This is a genomic window from Roseateles noduli (genome assembly GCF_050626985.1).
Taxonomy (GTDB): Bacteria; Pseudomonadota; Gammaproteobacteria; order Burkholderiales; family Burkholderiaceae_C; genus Roseateles; species Roseateles noduli_A.
In genome coordinates this window covers 2,189,579-2,206,850 of record NZ_CP192463.1, presented here as the reverse complement: position 1 = coordinate 2,206,850, position 17,272 = coordinate 2,189,579, and the positions used below count along the sequence as shown (strand labels likewise).

Annotated in this window: 13 protein-coding genes; 7 read left to right on the top strand and 6 right to left on the bottom strand. The window is 69.3% G+C overall.

Annotation, left to right across the window (positions count from 1 at the left end):
- The first annotated feature begins 66 nt into the window (after positions 1–66).
- The gene (locus ACQ4L4_RS09550; RefSeq protein ID WP_431104005.1) at positions 67–1,026 is read left to right on the top strand and encodes an alpha/beta hydrolase; all 960 of its coding nucleotides are present in this window, start codon (positions 67–69) and stop codon (positions 1,024–1,026) included.
- Between the two features lie 238 nt (positions 1,027–1,264).
- Here the strand turns inward: ACQ4L4_RS09550 and ACQ4L4_RS09545 are convergent, their stop codons facing one another.
- A complete protein-coding gene (locus ACQ4L4_RS09545) occupies positions 1,265–2,905 on the bottom strand; it encodes an ATP-binding protein (RefSeq protein WP_431104004.1) in 1,641 nt (546 codons plus the stop codon).
- A gap of 188 nt (positions 2,906–3,093) precedes the next feature.
- Here ACQ4L4_RS09545 and ACQ4L4_RS09540 point away from each other — a divergent pair, with 188 nt between their 5' ends.
- Positions 3,094–4,086, top strand: coding sequence for an AraC family transcriptional regulator (locus ACQ4L4_RS09540; RefSeq protein ID WP_431104003.1), 993 nt, complete (start codon positions 3,094–3,096; stop codon positions 4,084–4,086).
- Positions 4,087–4,373: 287 nt separating this feature from the next.
- Here the strand turns inward: ACQ4L4_RS09540 and ACQ4L4_RS09535 are convergent, their stop codons facing one another.
- Both ACQ4L4_RS09535 and ACQ4L4_RS09530 read right to left on the bottom strand, forming a co-directional pair.
- Complete coding sequence (locus ACQ4L4_RS09535; protein WP_431104002.1) at positions 4,374–5,537, bottom strand: SLC13 family permease; 1,164 nt, start codon at positions 5,535–5,537, stop codon at positions 4,374–4,376.
- A gap of 247 nt (positions 5,538–5,784) precedes the next feature.
- Positions 5,785–6,558: a substrate-binding periplasmic protein gene (locus ACQ4L4_RS09530; RefSeq protein WP_431104001.1), complete on the bottom strand. Its 774-nt coding sequence runs from the start codon at positions 6,556–6,558 to the stop codon at positions 5,785–5,787.
- A 206-nt stretch (positions 6,559–6,764) separates the two neighbouring features.
- Here ACQ4L4_RS09530 and ACQ4L4_RS09525 point away from each other — a divergent pair, with 206 nt between their 5' ends.
- Together ACQ4L4_RS09525 and ACQ4L4_RS09520 are read left to right on the top strand one after the other, a co-directional pair.
- Positions 6,765–7,565, top strand: a complete 801-nt coding sequence (locus ACQ4L4_RS09525) for a DUF4198 domain-containing protein (protein ID WP_431104000.1) — start codon at positions 6,765–6,767, stop codon at positions 7,563–7,565.
- The gene (locus ACQ4L4_RS09520; RefSeq protein ID WP_431103999.1) at positions 7,562–8,059 is read left to right on the top strand and encodes a hypothetical protein; all 498 of its coding nucleotides are present in this window, start codon (positions 7,562–7,564) and stop codon (positions 8,057–8,059) included. The genes ACQ4L4_RS09525 and ACQ4L4_RS09520 overlap by 4 nt, the downstream gene beginning before the upstream one ends.
- Positions 8,060–8,243: 184 nt before the next feature.
- Here ACQ4L4_RS09520 and eutC read toward each other — a convergent pair whose 3' ends face one another.
- The 3 genes from eutC to ACQ4L4_RS09505 form a co-directional block, all read right to left on the bottom strand.
- Positions 8,244–9,062, bottom strand: coding sequence for an ethanolamine ammonia-lyase subunit EutC (gene eutC / locus ACQ4L4_RS09515; RefSeq protein ID WP_431103998.1), 819 nt, complete (start codon positions 9,060–9,062; stop codon positions 8,244–8,246).
- An 8-nt stretch (positions 9,063–9,070) separates the two neighbouring features.
- On the bottom strand, positions 9,071–10,414 hold the full coding sequence (locus ACQ4L4_RS09510) for an ethanolamine ammonia-lyase subunit EutB (protein WP_431104906.1): 1,344 nt from the start codon (positions 10,412–10,414) through the stop codon (positions 9,071–9,073).
- 141 nt (positions 10,415–10,555) lie between these two features.
- Entirely contained in the window at positions 10,556–11,653 is a 1,098-nt protein-coding gene (locus ACQ4L4_RS09505; protein WP_431103997.1) for a pirin family protein, read from the bottom strand.
- Between the two features lie 303 nt (positions 11,654–11,956).
- Here ACQ4L4_RS09505 and ACQ4L4_RS09500 point away from each other — a divergent pair, with 303 nt between their 5' ends.
- The 3 genes from ACQ4L4_RS09500 (at position 11,957) to ACQ4L4_RS09490 (ending at position 17,203) form a co-directional block, all read left to right on the top strand.
- A complete protein-coding gene (locus ACQ4L4_RS09500) occupies positions 11,957–13,906 on the top strand; it encodes a diguanylate cyclase domain-containing protein (protein ID WP_431103996.1) in 1,950 nt (649 codons plus the stop codon).
- 141 nt (positions 13,907–14,047) lie between these two features.
- The gene (locus ACQ4L4_RS09495) at positions 14,048–15,544 is read left to right on the top strand and encodes an ATPase domain-containing protein (protein ID WP_431103995.1); all 1,497 of its coding nucleotides are present in this window, start codon (positions 14,048–14,050) and stop codon (positions 15,542–15,544) included.
- Positions 15,545–17,203 carry a response regulator gene (locus ACQ4L4_RS09490; protein ID WP_431103994.1) on the top strand — a complete coding sequence of 553 codons (1,659 nt, stop codon included), beginning with the start codon at positions 15,545–15,547 and terminating at the stop codon, positions 17,201–17,203.
- Positions 17,204–17,272 lie beyond the last annotated feature (69 nt).

The window sequence follows — 17,272 nt, the reverse complement described above, 5'->3', positions numbered from 1 at the left end:
CCCGGCGGCGGCCATCGTGCCGCTCGTCGGGGTGGGCTGGATTCAGGAGCAAGTGGAGCGTATCGAATGGGTTTTTCACGTCGTAGATTCGGGTCGCATGTCACCGGCGCGGCCGTCGGGGCGGCGCTCGCCGCGTGCGGTGCGGAGGGGGCCGATGGGCCAACCGACGGCGCCAGGACAAAACGGGCGGTCGTGCTGGTTCACGGCTCGTGGTTCGGGGCATGGTGCTATTCGGCGCTGACGCCGCTGCTCGTGGCCAAGGGCATCACGGTGGTCGCGCCGGACCTGCCGGGCCACGGGCTCGGCGCCAGGTTCCCCGGCAGTTTCGGGCCGCGGCTGTTCGACGCCGCGGGCTTTTCGTCCGAGGTCTCTCCGCTGGCCGGCGTCTCCTTGCAGGACTACGTCACGGCGATCCTGGCGCAGGTCGACAGCCTCGCGGCGGCAGGTTTCGGGCCGATCACCGTGCTCGGACACAGCATGGCCGGCATCCCCATCACGGCGGCGGCCGAGCAGTCGCCATCGAAGATCGCCAAGCTGATCTATCTGTCGGCCTTCATGCCGGTGACGAGCGCGCCGGCCGCCGCCTATCTTCAGCGTCCGGAAGCCGCGGGGAGCGGGGTAGGCGCACTCCTGAAGGCGGACCTGGCCGCCGTCGGCGCGTTGCGGCTCGAGACGACCACGCCCGATCCCGTCGACATCCAGAAGCTCAAGAACGCCTTCTGCGCGGACGTGTCGGACCTGGACTTCGCGGCGATCGCGCATCTGATGCAGCCCGACGATCCTGTTCAAGCCTATGGCACGCCCACCGGGGCCACCGCGAAGAACTGGGGCTCCGTGCCTCGGGCCTACGTCGGCTGCACCAGCGACAACACCGTGCCCCCCGCGCTGCAGAAGCTGTTCGTGAGCGAGGCCGACCTGCTGACTCCCTCGAACAAGACGGACTTCCACGCGTTCGAGAGCAGCCACACGCCGTTCTTCGCCAAGGCGTCGGCATTGGCTGGCCTCTTGGCGACGCTCATTGCCTGACGCAGGAGCGCCTCTCGACATCGGTCGATCCTGACTCCGAGGACACCTGTCGACCATCGAGCCCCCGCCATGGCGCGCATGCGCCGTTCGGGGGCTTTCTGTTTCGCACTGGAGGCGCAGGCCTACGGCGCCGCCGGCAGGCCCCTGTGCGACACGGGCCAGCACGGCGCACTGTTCTTCAATCGAATGGTGGGGTGCCTCATTGGCCGCACGCCGGAGCGTGGGCCGTTGTCGACCGTCACGGATTCGCCCACGTGCAGGCAAGAACGAGGCAGGACGCGAGATGCAGTCCATCGCGGAGGCTCCCGTCATTCACGCGCGACCACGCGAGGGCCGCGCGAAGGTTGTCCTGCTCCACCTCGAGACGTGCAAGCCAGAGGTGCCGATCGTCGCTGGCCAGGCGGCTCTCGGCCCGCTGCGCGAGGTCGTGCATGTAGTCGAAATGCCGTTGCAGCAGCCAGGCCGGCGCGCCGCCGTCCTTGCACAGGCGCTCCCGTGCGTAGTGGCGCACTGTCTCCGGCGCTTCGTAGCGCGTTTCGCCAACGCACTCTCTCGCAAGCAGCAAGCTCTTGTCCGTCAGCGATGTCAGCAGTTCCAGGACCTGCTGCTCCTCGATGCCGTCGCCCGCGCAGACGGACACCACGGCCTCCAAGGTACATCCGCCGGAAAAGACCGACACCCGGCGGAACAGCTCCTGTTCGGCGCTGTTCAGCAGGTCGTAACTCCAGTCGATCAGCGAGCGCAGCGTGCGCTGGCGAGGCAACGCGACGCGTGAGCCGCCGGTCAGCAATTCGAAGCGCTGGTCCAGGCGTCGACAGACCTCCTGGACCGGCATCTGTCGCGTGCGTGCGGCCGCCAATTCGATCGCCAACGGAATGCCGCCGAGTCGGCGGCATATCGATGCCAAGGCCGGTGAATCGTCCGCCGTGATGGCGAAACGGGGATGCTGAAGCCTCGCCCGGTCGATGAAAAGGCGGCCGGCTTCGGATTCGGCCACTTGTTCGGGCGTGGCTCGCGGGTGCCGGGGCACCGACAACGGGGGAACCCGATAGGCCGTCTCTCCGATGATCCCGAGCCGCTCCCGGCTCGTGACCAGCATGCTGATCCCGGGGCACGCCGAGAGGAGGGCGTAGGCGACGTCGGCGCAGGCCGGCAGCAGGTGCTCGGCGTTGTCCAGGATGATGAGCAGGTTCCTGGAGACGAGTTGCGCGGAGATCGTCTGGATCCACGTTCTTCCTGATTCCTCCTGGAGTCCCAGAACATGGCCCAGGGCCATCGACACGAGCGGCGGTTTTGACAGCGCGGCCAGCTCGACGAGCCAGATCCCGTCCGGATATCGGTCGACCACCTCGGCGGCCACGCGCAGCGCCAGGCGGGTCTTGCCACATCCGCCGGAACCCACGAGGGTGAGGAGCCTCGAACTGTTCAGCAAGCCTTTGAGTTCCGAGACCTGGGCTTCTCGGCCGACAAAGCTGCTCAATGGCTGTGGCAGGTTGTGCGCCGGCCTCGCGTCGGACGGGACATCATCCGCAAGAACGCAGCTCGTCTCCGGGGTCCAGCGATAACCGCGTCCGGTCACGGTCACGATCGCATCGCGTCCCAGGATCTTGCGCAGCGACGAGATCTGCATCTGCAGCGCGGCCTCTTCGACGATCACCTTGGGCCAGGCACGTTCGAGCAGTTCATCCTTGGTGACGAGGTGCCCGGCGCGCTCGACCAGAACGGTCAGAAGATCGAAAGCACGAGGCCCGATGGCGACAGGGGCGCCGCTGGCGAGCAGGCGTCGCTCGTCGAGCTGGAGCTCGAACGACGAAAAGCGATATCGAGCAGATGGATGCTTGGCGGCCACGGTGCGACGAAGGTTCGAGGGAAATGGCATGCAGGACCGCCACGCTCAATGGTCATGGACGCAGTCCTTGCCATTGCGGGTCATACTTCCGGTGGCCATTGCAGATAATCCTGAAAATTGTGCGATTGAGCCTATGATTCAAAACGAGGCCTTCACGTTTACCTCTTATGGGTGATCGTGATGCCGCGAGGCATGGACAAATACTAGGAGTTTCAGCAATGTCTGACCATGTCGGCAAAGCCGATTCGTATGCTCAGGAGTCCGGATCAGGACGGCCCATCCCCACGATCGCCGCGCAGAGCGACGTGTTGTCCGAAGTGCTGACCTTGATTCGGCTGCGTGGGGAGCTCGTCTACACGGCGCAACTGGGATCGCCGTGGCGCATCCGGTTTCCGGCCGGTCCGGCGCACTTCCACTTCGTCGAAGAGGGCTGTGTCTGGGTACTGCCATGCGAGGGTGAGGCCGTCCGCGTCAATGCCGGCGATCTCGTGCTGCTGCCGCATGGTCGAGGTCATTCGCTCGTCGATGCGCCGGACACCACGGCCGAGGCGGTCGACGCGCTGGCATCGCCTGGCTTCGATCGCGATCACCTGACGCTGCAGGCCGGCGGTGGCGGCGCATCGAGCCGGCTGGTGGGGGGGCTTTTCGGATTCGAGGGCAGCACGACCCCGGTCATCACCTCGGTGTTGCCTCCCGTCGTCCACATTCCGCGCAGCGAGGGCGGGGCGCCGCCTTGGCTGGCGGCCATCTCGCATTTCCTGGTCGATGAGGCGCGAGCCGCCGATCCAGGCTGGACATTGATGATCTCGCGCCTGATCGACCTGCTGGTGATCCGGGCGCTGCGCAGTTGGGCTTCCACCCAGACCCGCCGCACGGGCTGGCTCGCCGGGCTCGGGGAGGAGCGCATCAGCCGCGCCCTGGTGGCCATGCACGCGGATCCGTTCCGGCGCTGGACGGTCAATGCGCTGGCGGAAACCGCATTGATGTCGCGCTCGATCTTCGCGCAACGTTTCGCGGCGACTGTCGGAGAGCCTCCATTGCATTACCTGGCGCGATGGCGTCTGACCATCGCCGCGGATCTGCTGCGCAGCGGCGGAATGAAGGTGACCGAGGCGGCGCAGCGTGTGGGTTACGCCTCCGACGCGGCGTTCAGTCGCGCGTTCAAGGCGCACTTCGGTTATGCGCCCAGCGAGGCGCGGCATCGGCCATGAGCGCCCCGCATCGTGGCGAGGCTCGCGAGCGTGCAGCGCCCCGCAGGGCTTGACAGCCTTCAGGCAATCCGGCCGTCTCCATGTGCGGGCATCGAGGCGGGCATCGAGGCGGGCATTGAGGCAGGCGTCGAGGGCATCGTCGCGCTGCATCTCTTCCGGCGTCCGGCGTGCCACCTCGGGTGTGTCGGTGCCGACGTCGGCGATCACCTCGCGCGCCTTCGCGGCAGACGCGCGGGCTGCGAACCGCTGGTGATCGTCACATCATCGGCCGAACTGCCGGCCATCGCTCAGAGCGTCAGCCACCCCACCAGCACCGCGCACACCACCAGGAAGGGGAGGCTGATGCGATGGAATTCCGCCAGCCCACCCGGCACGCGCGCCAGGCGCAGGGCGATGAGGTTGGCCATCGAGCCCAGCACGAAGCCGAAGCCCCCGACGTTCACGCCGATGGCCAGCACGGCCGGTTGCGGCAGGTGGTCCGCCAGCAGCAAGGTGGCCGGCACATTGCTGATCACCTGCGAGCTCACGATCGCCGCCAGATAGGCCGGCAGCGGCTGGTCCAGCGGCAGCCGCGCCAGCAGGCCGGCCACCTGGGGCAGGGCGACGAGCTGGTGCAGGTCCACGAACATCAGGGCGAAGGTGGCGAGCAGGGCCCAGTCCAGCCGCTTCAGCACCTCCCGGTACCAGAGCGCGTAGGCCGCCATCACCACCGCCAGCGCGGGCACCCACTGGTGCAGCTCCAGCGACAGCACGAAGCCCACGAACAGCACGACGGACAGCGTCAGCAGCCGGGGCTGCGTGGCCGTCTTGTGCCGCGCGGGCGCGATCGTGATCGGCGTGCCCGGCATCGTGAGGAGGATGGTCGCCGTCAGCAGGACCAGCATCACGCCCACCGACGGTCCCATCATCGCGATGAAGCCGCCGAAGGACTCGCCGGAGCGATGCCAGAGGTAGAGGTTCTGCGGGTTGCCGATCGGCGTCAGCGACGAGCCGGCGTTCACCGCCAGCGCCTCCAGCGCGACCAGTCGCGCCAGGGGCAGCTTGGCCTGCGCGGCCAGTTCGCGGGTCAGCGGCACCAGCAGGAACAGGCTCACGTCGTTGGTGACCAGCGCGGCAAGCACCGCGGCGACCGCGCACATCACCAGCGCCAATTGCCGCGCCGTGCCGGTGCGGGCCAGCAGCGCGCGGGCGGCTCCCTGCAGCACACCGCTGCGTTCGACGCCTTGCGTGATGGCCAGCAGGCCGGTCAATGCCCCCAGGGTCTGCCAGTCGATCAGGCGCAACCAGTCGCCTGGCGAGATCGGCCGCAGCAGGGCGAAGGCGACGGCCACCAGGGCCAGGAAACCCAGCAGACGGTTGCCGCCCGGGCCGGCGTCGTGATCGCCGGGCGGGAGGCCCGGTGCTGGGTCCGACGGATCGGGGCTGGGGCGTGAGGAGAGGGGGGCGCTCATGAAACGATGGGGGGCGAGGGCTCGACGCCCGGGGGAGTGGCAGGATGACGCGCAGTACCAGTTCCGGCACGCGTGTCGCGAAGAGGGGCAGCGCGGCGCAAGCGATCAATGCCAGCAGGCTGAAGGCCGCGCCGTGGTCCGCGATCAGATTGCTGGCCGTGGTTCCCAGGCTCACGCCGGTGCCCGCGACGGCCAGCGCCAGACGGAGGCCAGCACGGCCTGGAGTGAACGGCGCGTCCGGTGGCGACTAGCCGTCGCCCAGGCTGACCAGGCGTTGAATCTCCTTGCGGCGCGCGCCGATGGCCGAGTCGATCCGGGGCAGCCACGTCGCGAGCGGACTGTCCTTGGCCACTGCGAAATGCACGTCTTGCGCCGACAGCGGCTGTCGTCCGACCTGCAGCGTCTGCAGATTCCCACCCGCCGCGCGCAGCCGGGCATGGACGCTGTCGGCGGAGCCATGAAAACTGGTCACGAGCAGCACGTCGCAGTGTCCGGCCTCGAGCGTGCGAAGCCGACGCGACAGGTCACCCGCCACCGGTCGCACGTCCAGACCATCCGCGGCAGGATTGGCCAGCGCGTTGCCGTAGGTTGCCATGCGGGACATGCAGACCACGCGACCGCGCAGGTCGTCGACATGGCGGACATCGAGCTGGCGGTCCCGCCGGCTGACGGTCCAGATGGCGCCGCGGAAGAGGGGCACCGAGAAGCTCAGCCGCTCGCTGCGCTCTTCGGTCGGGCTGACGCCGAAACCGATGGTCTCGCCCCGTTCGACCAGCCGGAGCAGGCGGGAGAAGGGCACGGCGCTCCGCTCCCAGCGCAGCTTGGCGGCCTGTTCGACGACCGTCAGGATCGGGGTCAGGAAGGTGGCATCGACGGCCTCGGACAGGGCCAGCGGGACGACCGGGGGCACGCGCCCGGACTGCGCGACGGCCGGCGTCGCGGCGACGAGCGCGGCGCCAAGGAAGCTCCGGCGCTTCAGGGGCTGGCCTGCCGTCAAGGCCAGGTCGGCGAGGTGTTGCATGCGTTGATTCCTCTGTCCCTTGAACGGGTCTGAGGAACATTGTCGGGCAGTCCTGCGACAGCAGGATGCGTCCTCCGCCTCGGTCCGGACGCAACACCTGGCACCAGGCCCCGAAGGACATCTGTTCCATGATTGATGACAATGATTCTCAATTGAGATCAATTCTCATCTATAGTGCCGACCGACTCAACCCGGCACGAATCGCGATGTCCCTCTTCACGCTCAAAAAGATCGGCCCCTGGCTGACCCCGCTGCTGCTCTGCGCGGGCGCCCAGGCCCATTCGCCCTATCTCAAGCCCAACACCTTCAGCGCCGAGGAGCAGCGCAAGCAGGTGATCGTGGAAGCCTCGTTCGCCGAAGGCGACCTGCGGCCCGACGTGGCGATGAAGTCCGACGCCTTCCACGTGATCGGGCCCGACGGCAGGAAGCTGGCGCTGACGCCAGCGGCCGCGCTGAAGGAGGCGACCTATCTCGAGGTGCCGCTGGGCGCCGGCAACGGCACCTATCTCGTGTCGTCCGGGGTGCGCAAGGGCCGGCTGGCCAAGGGCGTGCTGCGCGACGGCAAGGTGCATTTCGCCGAACGCGCGGAAGACACGCAGCCGGGCGACAAGCCGATCGAGGTGCAGAGCATCACCCGCGCCGACGTCTACGTCAGCCGCGGCCGTCCGAGCGCGGCGGATTTCGACACCGACGGCGTCGGCATCTATCCGGTGACCCAGCCCTATGACCTCTATGCCGGAGACCCCGTCACCGTGCGCGTGCGCGACAGCCGCCAGCCCCTGGCCGGCGAGACCGTGACCGTCATCGCCGACGGCCAGAACTACGTCAGCCACAAGCAGGCGGAGCAGGACTTCACCACCAACGCCGCCGGTGAAGTGAGCTTCAAGCCGAAGACGGCGGGTCTTTACCTGCTCCAGGTGCGCGTGCGTCGCGCCTCGCCGGACAACCCCGCGCTGTGGATCAGCACCACGGCCACCCTGACCATCGAAGTGCAGCCCCAGCCATGAAGACCTCCCTCCCACGTCACCTGTTCGTCTCCCTGCTGGGCCTGGCCGCGCTGCCGGCGCTGGCCGCGTCGCATTCCTCGACCACCTTCATCGCCGAGCAGGACCTCAACGGCGACGGCAAGGTGCTGCTGGCCGAATTCAAGCTGGGCCGCGAGGTCGAGTTCGTGCGCATCGACTTCAACGCCGACGGCCAGCTGAGCGAGGCCGAATACCTCGGCGAATTCGAGGGCCGGCTGATGCAGCGCATCGGCAAGATCGCCGACCCGGAGAAGCGCCGCGAGGAACTGCAGCGCCAGATGCGTCAGGCCAAGGTCCGTTTCGGCGTGCTCGACACCGACAAGAACGGCAGCATCAGCCTGGAGGAGTTCCAGGCCGCCGGCCTGCGCATGTTCACCCTGCACGATCGCAACAAGGACGGCGCGGTGGACGAGGCGGACCTCAAGATCGCCGAGGACGAGAAGAAGGCGGGCAAGGAGAGCTTCGTTTCGCCGTGAGTAAATGATCCCCTCTCCCGAGAATTGGAGACGAAGTGAGAAGGCTTCAGTACTTCTGCCGCCGCTGGCCCTCACCCCCGGCCCTCTCCCGCAAGCGGGCGAGGGGGCAAGAAGGACGCCGGCATGACTCCCTCGCCCGCTTGCGGGAGAGGGCAGGGGTGAGGGCTAGCGGCCGCGGCAGTCATCAGTGCCCATCCAGCCGGAACGACGCCCTCGCTTCAACCGCCGGCGCCGCGTCGCCGCTCTCATCCTTCAAGGCAACACCTGTCACCTGACGGGCTCGCGCCTCGTTGAGCAACCACGCGAGGCGCGCCGCCGCCGCGTCCGGCGCCAAGCCTTCCGGCCTCACGTTGGAGATGCAGTTGCGCTCCGCGTCCACGCGGCCGGGCCGAGGCGCCCAGGTGACGTACACGCCCATGCTGTCGGGCGAACTCAGACCCGGGCGCTCGCCGATCAGCACGACGGCGAGCTTCGCTCCGAGCGCGTGACCGATCGGATCGCCGATCGCGACGCGCGCCTGGCGAGCGATGGCCACGGGCGCCCAGCGCCAGTCGCTCGCGAGCAGCGGCCTGAGCGCCGAGATGAACGCGAGCGCATGACGCTCGATCGCCAACGCGGACAGACCGTCCGCCACGATCAGCGCCAGGTCCGGTGGACCTTCCACCTCACACCCGGCCAGCAGCGCGGTCGACCTGTCGTCGAGCCGGCGACCGAGATCCGGCCGCTGCAGGTACATGGCCCGGTCGGTGGCGGCGCTGTGCAGATCGAGTGTCGCCAGCCCCGCCGCGCTCAGCGAGGCAGCCAGCGCCTCGTGATCCAGCTCGCGATGCACCGCGTCCCGCGCCTGGGCATGGGCGAGCTGGAACGCCAGGTGCGCAGCCGTGGGCTGACTGACGCCCGCGCGGCCCAGGCCGATGCGCGCCGGCGTGTGCCGGCGCAGCGTGCTCCAGGGGTTGGGGACGATGGTGTCGCTCGCGGGATCGCTCATGGTGTCGTCTCTCATGGCTGTCCTCACGACGACGGCAGCAAGGCCGCGAAGGCCGGGGACATGCCGTCCACCAGATGACCCGGCGCGCCGGGGCGGGCGATGCGCATGCGCTCGAGCCAGCGCTCGAACTCCGGCGCGGGGCGCAGTCCCAGCACCCGCCGCGCATACAGCGCGTCATGGAAGGACGTGGTCTGGTAGTTGAGCATCACGTCGTCCGAGCCCGGGATGCCCATGATGAAGTTGCAGCCCGCCACGCCCAGCAGCGTCAGCAGCACGTCCATGTCGTTCTGGTCGGCCGCGGCATGGTTGGTGTAGCAGATGTCACAGCCCATCGGCAGGCCGAGCAGCTTGGCGCAGAAGTGGTCCTCCAGTCCCGCGCGGATGATCTGCTTGCCGTCGTACAGGTACTCGGGCCCGATGAAGCCGACCACCGTGTTCACGAGCAGCGGCTCGAAGTGCCGCGCCACCGCATAGGCCCTGGCCTCGACGGTCTGCTGGTCGCAGCCGTGGTGCGCGCCGGCGGACAGCGCGCTGCCCTGGCCGGTCTCGAAGTACATGACGTGCCGGCCGCGCTGTCCGTCGTCGAAGACCGCGCCCCGCGCCAGCGACAGCGCCGCCGCGCGGGCCTCGGCCAGCAGCTTCAGGTCGATGCCGAAGCTGCGGTTGGTCGCCTCCGTGCCGCCGATGGACTGGAACACCAGGTCGACCGGCGCGCCGCGCTCGATGCACTGCAGCGTGTTGGTCACGTGGGTGAGCACGCAGCTCTGGGTGGGGATCTCGAAGCGCTCGATGACCTCCGCGAGCAGGCTCAGCAGGTGCGAGACCTGGGTCACGTTGTCGGTCGCGGGATTGATGCCGATGACCGCATCGCCGCTGCCGTACATCAGCCCGTCCAGCACGCTGGCGGCGATGCCGCTGGCATCGTCGGTCGGGTGGTTGGGCTGCAGCCGCGTGGACAGCCGGCCCGGCAGGCCCAGCGTGTTGCGCAAACGCGTGACCACCTCGCACTTCCTCGCCACCAGGATCAGGTCCTGGTTCCGCATGATCTTGCTCACCGCGGCCACGATCTCCGGTGTGAGCCCCGGAGCCAGACGCGTCAGGGCGGCGGTGTCGGCCGCGTCCGAGAGAAGCCACTCGCGCAGCCCGCCGACCGTCAGGTGGCCGACCTGCAGGAAGGCCGCGGCGTCGTGCGTGTCGACGATCAGGCGGGTGACCTCGTCGTCCTCGTAGGGGACCAGCGCCTCGTTGAGGAAGGTCTTCAGCGGCAGATCGGCCAGGGCCATCTGCGCGGCGACGCGCTCCTGCTCGGACTCGGCGCCGACGCCCGCGAGCCGGTCGCCCGAGCGCTCCGGCGTGGCCTTGGCCATCAGCTCGCGCAGGCTGTCGAAACGGTAGCTGACGGCACCGACGCGTTCGCCGTAGGGCGAAGAGGCAGACGCCTTGGAAACGTTCATCGCTGGCTCCTTGCGGCCAGCTTAACCCGGTCGCCGATCCGGGCGTGTGACGGGTTACTCCTGCGCCGGCGGCCGCTCCGTCCGTCCATCCGCATGCCGCGCGAATCGATCGCCGTCCTCGCCGTGCACCGGCGCGGCATCCGGCCACGGCCAGCCGCCGAACTCGGTGCGGCGATAGTCCTCGAAGGCCTGGCGCAGCTCCTGCTCGGTGTTCATCACGAAGGGGCCGTACTGGGCCACCGGCTCGCCGATGGGGCGGCCCTGCAGCATCAGCAGCTCGGCGGGTTCATCGCCGTTGGTCAGCACGACCCTGGCGCCCGCGCGCACTTCGATGCCGGAACCGACGGGCACGACCTGACCCTCGATGGTCATCCGGCTGCCGGCGAAGAAGTACAGCTTGCGCCGCGTGCCATCGCCCAGCGCCGCAGGCAGGGTCCATGTCGCACCGGCTTCCAGGCGCAGCGTCCACATCGCCAGGTCCGAATGCAGGCGGGAGGCCCACGAGTCCGGCGGCGGCGCGAGCGGCCTGGCCGCGCCGGCATGGCCGTCGCCATCGACGGCGGCTTGCAGGTCTCCCGCGATCACCACGACCTCGGTCGCGCGTCCCGCTTCGTCGACGAAGGTGTGCCGCGGGATGTCCTGCGACCAGAACATCGTGAAGTGCGGCTCGACCATCTTGCTGTCCGCCGGCAGGTTGAGCCAGATCTGGAACAGCTCCAGCGGGTTGGGCCGGTCGGTGTGCAGCAGCGGGAACATCTCCGCGTGGACGATGCCCTTGCCGGCGGTCAGCCACTGGACGTCTCCGCCGCCGAAACGTGCGCCGGCCCCCAGCGAGTCGGCATGGTCGATGCGGCCCTTGCGGACGATGGTCACGGTCTCGAAGCCGCGGTGCGGGTGCGCCGGGAAGCCGGGCACCTGCTGCCCGTGGTACATGCTCCAGCCGTCCTGGCGTGAGAAGTCCGAGCCCATCTTCCGGCCCGACAGCAGCGACGCGTCCGGTCCGTGGCGGCCGTTGCCGCGCGGGTAGGCGTCGTCGTGGTGGACGCAGAACAGGAACGGGTCGATCGTCTCCCAGGGCATGCCGAGCGGCTGGATGGAGACGATGGCGGAGGAGGGCGAGTCGGTGGCGGTGATGGCGGTCGTTGCTGTCATGGCTGTTACGGCGTTCTGGCGTGGCGTTCTGGCGTTCTGGCGTTCTGGTGCTTTGGCGCTTTGGCGTTCTGGCGCTTTGGCGCTCGCGCGGATATCCCTCCACCCTAACCCGATCCGGCCGTCCGCGCTCGAGGCGAGGCATTCCTGACGATCTGCCTGGGCAGGCGGGCCTCGTCAGTCGTCGCCCTACATGAGCTTCATCCAGTCCCGGATGGTGCGTCCCAGGGGGCACGCGTACAACGTCCACCATGGACCAAGGGCGTGAATTCCCCGCCGATGGCTCCGCTCGAAGGAGGCCTTGCCATGCAGCAACAACGAACGAAAGCGACGACGTCACTGACCCGCCTGCGCCGCTGGCTGGCCGCGGGCAATGTGGCGCTGGGACTGATGCTCTGCGTGGCGGCCGCACTGAGCCTGCACAACGCCCGCGAGGGCGATGAGGGCGCGGCGCAGCTGACCGCCGAGAATCTGGCCACGAGCATGAGCAGCGAAGTGGCCGCGGAGCTGCGCCTCATCGCCAACGCCCTGGCCACGGTGGCCGAGCGGTATGCCAAGACGCCCCGCGCGGCAGACCGGGCGGACGTCCTGGCGGAAATGGTGGTCGAGCAACGGCAGTTGCTCCAGCACGTGAGCGCGATTCGCGTGGTCGATGCGACCGGTGCGGTGGTCGCCGACGAGGGCGCTGGCGCTGGCGCGGGCACGGCGCCCGTCCACCTGGGCGACCGGCCGTACTTCGAGCGCGCGCGGGCGCGCGACGCCACCGTGGTGTCCGAGCCGCTGAAGAGCCGCACGGCGGGCGTGTGGTGCATCGTGCTCGCGCGCCGCCTGATCAACGGCGACGGCGGCTTCGACGGCGTCGTGCTGACGGAGGTGACCTCGGACCACTTCGTGCAACGCTTTGCCGGCATGGAACTCGGGCGGTCCGGCGCCATGGCGATGCGCATGAACGACAACTTCCTGCTGGTGGCCCGGCATTCCGCGTCCGAACCCCAGTCCCTCAAGGGGCTGGGCGAGGCGAACGTCTCCAAGGCCCTGCGCGAGAGCATGCAGCGCGACGCGGACCACGGCTGGTACGTGACCCCGACGGCCCTGGACAAGGTCGAACGCATCACCGCCTACCACCGCGTGCCGGGCTACCCGTTCACGATCTACGCCGGCCTGAGCACCGATGAGTATCTCGGGGCCTGGTACCGCCAGGCCGCCGAACTGTCGGGGCTGGTGGCGCTGATGATCGCCTTGGTCGGCGGCGTCTCCGTGCTGCTCTATCGCGGGCACAAGCGCGAGAGCGAGGGCCGCATGGATGCGGACCGCACCGCGCGCGAGCAGTCGCTGATGCTGGAGAACGACCTGGTGGGCATGGTGCGCCTGCGGTCGCGCGTGATCCTCTGGGACAACCGCGCCCTGGCGCGCATCCTCGGCTACGACGCCGGCGAACTGCGCGGCATGTCGATGCGCGACCTCTACCTGGACCAGGCCACCTTCGACCACATCGGCCGGGCCGGCTACGGCGCCCTGCACGCCGGCGAACGCTTCCGCACCCAGGTGCAGATGCGCAGGAAGGACGGCTCCGCGCTGTGGATCGATCTCAGCGGCATGCTCGTCTCCGAGGACGAAAGCCTGTGGATGCTGGTGGACATCGACGCGCTCAAGCAGAGCGAGGAGAAGGCCTACGGCATGGCCTTCCGGGACGCCTTGACCGGCCTGCCCAACCGCCGCCTGTTCGAGGAAAAGCTCGCCGACGCCCAGGCGACCGCGCTGCGGGCGGACACGGGCCTCGCGGTCTGCTACCTGGACCTGGACGGCTTCAAGCCCGTCAACGACCGCCACGGGCACGAGGCCGGCGACGAGGTGCTCAAGGAGGTCGGCGCGCGGCTGCAGCAGACCTTGCGCGCCAACGACATCGTGGCCCGCCTGGGCGGCGACGAGTTCGCGATCGTGCTGGCCGCCAGCAGCGAGGTGGGCGGGGCCCGCGCCGTCCTGCAGCGCTGCCTGGCGGAGATCGAGCGGCCGATCGAGGTCGCGGGCGGCCACCGCGTGACCGTGAGCGCGAGCATCGGCATCGTCCTGGCCCGCGGGGCCTGCGAGACGGCGGCGATCCTGCGCGGCGCCGACGACGCCATGTACGCGGCCAAGCGGGCCGGCAAGGGACGCATCCAGATCGGATCGACCCTCACGTCGGCCGACGCGTGCATGTTGACGCCCCTGGCGGCCGTGGCTGCCGTACCGGCCGCGCGGCCGTTTCGCGTGGCCTGAAGCCTGAGGCGTGAGGTGTCCGGCGCCCGCGCCGGGCGGTGCGGGAGCGGAAATTGCCGCGGCGCGTGATCCACCCTGTCCAGGCGGCGCTCGCGCGGCTCGGGGCAGGCCTGACCGCCTCCCGTCCGCTCCTTCCGACTCATGCCCCCACCACGCTGTTCCACCGGCATCGCCGGCCTCGATGACATCCTCCAGGGGGGGCTGCCCCCCGGCCACCTCTACCTCTTCGAGGGGGAGCCGGGCACCGGCAAGACCACGCTCGGCATGCATTTCCTGCTCGCCGGCCTGGCCGTCGGGGAATCTGGTTTGTACGTCACGCTGTCCGAGACCGGCACCGAGCTCAAGGAGGTCGCCAAGTCCCATGGCTGGGACCTCGATCAGGCCGGTCTGGAGGTGTTCGAGCTGGTCAGCGCGGAGCAGCTGGGCCCGGAGGCGGAGCAGTCCATCATCCACCCCGCCGAGCTGGAGCTGAACCAGACCGTCCAGGGCGTGATGGCCCGGATCGAGGCGACCCGTCCGAAGCGCGTGGTCTTCGACAGCCTGTCGGAGATGCGTCTGCTGGCGCAGGACCCGCTGCGGTACCGGCGCCAGGTGCTGGCGCTCAAGCACTTCTTCGCCCATCACGACTGCACGGTGCTGATGCTGGACGACCTCAGCGCGTCCACCGGCGACATGCAGCTGCGCAGCATCGCCCACGGGGTCGTGTGGCTGCAGCAGATCGTGGGCGAGTACGGCGCCGACAAACGCTTCCTGCGCGTGGCGAAGATGCGCGGCATCGGCTTTCGCAGCGGCGAGCACGACTTCACCCTCAAGACCGGCGGGCTGGAGGTGTTCCCGCGCCTGGTCGCGGCCGAGCACCACAAGACCTTCATTCCGGAGAACGTCAGCACCGGCAACGCGGCCTTCGACGCCGCGCTGGGCGGCGGGCTGGCGCGCGGCAGCAACACGCTGTTCGTCGGACCGTCCGGCGTCGGCAAGACCACCACCGCCATCGCCTGCGTCCACGCGGCGCTGCGGCGCGGCGAGCGGGCCGCCTACTACCTGTTCGACGAGGGGCTGGGCACGCTGCTGCCGCGCGCCAGGACCCTGGGTTACGAACTGCAGGACGACATCGACGACGGGCGCTTCCTCCTCAGCGCCCTGGATCCGGCGGAAGTCACCGCGGGCGAATTCGCCGCCTGCGTGCGGCGGTCGGTCGAGCAGGACGGCGCCCGCACGGTGGTGATCGACAGCCTCAATGCCTACCTCCAGGCCATGCCCGGCGGCAAGTTCCTGATGCTGCAGATGCATGAGCTGCTGACCTACCTCAACCAGCGCGGCGTGATGACGATCCTGGTGCTGGGCCAGCACGGCATCCTGGGCCAGGGGCGCATCGACATCGACCTCAGCTACCTGAGCGACGCCGTGGTGCTGTTCCGCTACTTCGAGGCGCGCGGCAACCTGCTGAAGGCGGTCTCGGTGGCGAAGAGCCGCACCAGCCGGCATGCCAACACCATCCATGAATTCCGGCTCGGCGACCGGGGCGTGGAGATCGGCGAGGCGCTGACCGACTTCGAGGGCGTGGTGTCCGGCGTCTCGCGCTACGCCGGGGACATCGCGTTGCTCGGCGATCACGACGACGAGCGGCAGCGGCGCTGAATGACGAGTGCCTTCGAATCCCGCGTGCTCATCCTGGCCCCGTTCGGCCGGGATGCCCAGGTGATCGCCGAGGTGGTGACGGGCATGGCACCGGCCCAGCCCGTCCATGCGCCGGAGCAGCTGCTGGCGGCGCTGAACGAGGGCGCCGCGGCGGCCGTCGTGACCGAGGAGGCGCTGTCCATCGCGCCGGGCAGCCCGGTGCACCTGTGGCTGAGCCGGCAGCCGTCGTGGTCGGACTTCCCCTTCGTCGTCCTGACCAGCAAGCGCACCGGCCGACGCCCGCCCAACGCGGCGACCTCGCTGCACCTGATGGGCAACGTCATCCTGCTGGAGCGTCCGCTGAGCCCGGACACGCTGCACACCGCCGTGGAGGCGGCCGTGCGCGCCCGGGCGCGGCAGTATGCGAACCGGGCGATGCTGGCCGAGCTGGCGGTCGCGCACGATGCGGTGGAGCGGCTCAATCGCGAGCTCGAGGACCGCATCGAGAGCCGCACGCGCGAGCTCTCGATGGCCAACAACCGGCTCATGAACGAGATCGCCGAGCGCGAGCGGGCGCAGGCGGCGCTGCTGCAGGTCCAGAAGATGGAGGCCATGGGGCACCTGACCGGCGGCATCGCGCACGACTTCAACAACCTGCTGCACGTCATCGGCACCAACCTCGACCTGCTGGCGCGGCTGGACTGCCCGCCGCCGGCCGGCCGGATCGTCGAAGGCGCGCGGCGGACGGTGAAGCGCGGCGCGCGATTGACCGAGCAGCTGCTGTCCTTCGCCCGCAACCAGTCGCTGGTGCCGCAGGCCACCGACATCCATGCGTCGATCAACGGCATGCAGGAACTGCTGCTGACCTCGGTCGGTTCGCGCGTGCGCATCGCCCTGGAGCTGGCGCATCCGAAGCCGATCGTGCTGCTGGATCCCAACCAGCTGGAGATGGCCGTGCTCAACCTCGCGCTCAACGCGCGCGATGCGATGAAGGAGGGCGGCACCATCGCCATCACCACGCGGGAGGCGGAATGCGAGCGCGAGGGTCAGGTCGTGCCCTGCGTGCGGGTGACGGTGGCCGACAGCGGCGCCGGCATTCCGCCGTCGATCATCGAGCGCGTGTTCGAGCCCTTCTTCACCACGAAGGCGATGGGCAGCGGCACCGGGCTGGGCCTGGCGCAGGTGTACGGCTTCGCGAAGCAGTCCGGCGGGCAGGTGAGCATCGAGAGCGCGCCGGGGCAGGGGACGCAGGTCCACCTGCTGTTCCCGCTGGCGACGGAGTCGCTGGCGGAGGAGTCCGAGGCCGACCGGTCCAGCCTGGTCACGCCGCGCCAGGACATCCTGGTGGTGGAGGACGACGACGAGGTGCGCCAATCCATCGTGCAGAGCCTGGAGCTGCTGGGCCACCGGGTGTCGGCGGTCTCCAACGGCGCGGATGCGCTGCGCACGCTGGGCGAGCGCCGGCCCAGCCTGCTGATCGTGGACTACGTGATGCCGGGCATGAACGGCGGGGAACTGATCCGCCGGGTGCAGGACGCCTGGCCCACGATCCCCATCATCCTGGCGACCGGCTATGCCGACATGGAGAAGGTCGGCCAGGTGCTGGGCGCCAGGTCCATCCTGAAGAAGCCGTTCCGCGTCGATGCGCTGGCGGAGGCGGTGCATCTGGCGGTGGCGTGAATCGCGGGACACGGCGCGGGGATGAGGGAGACGGAGCCCGTAACATCCGCGCTCCTCGATACATCGATC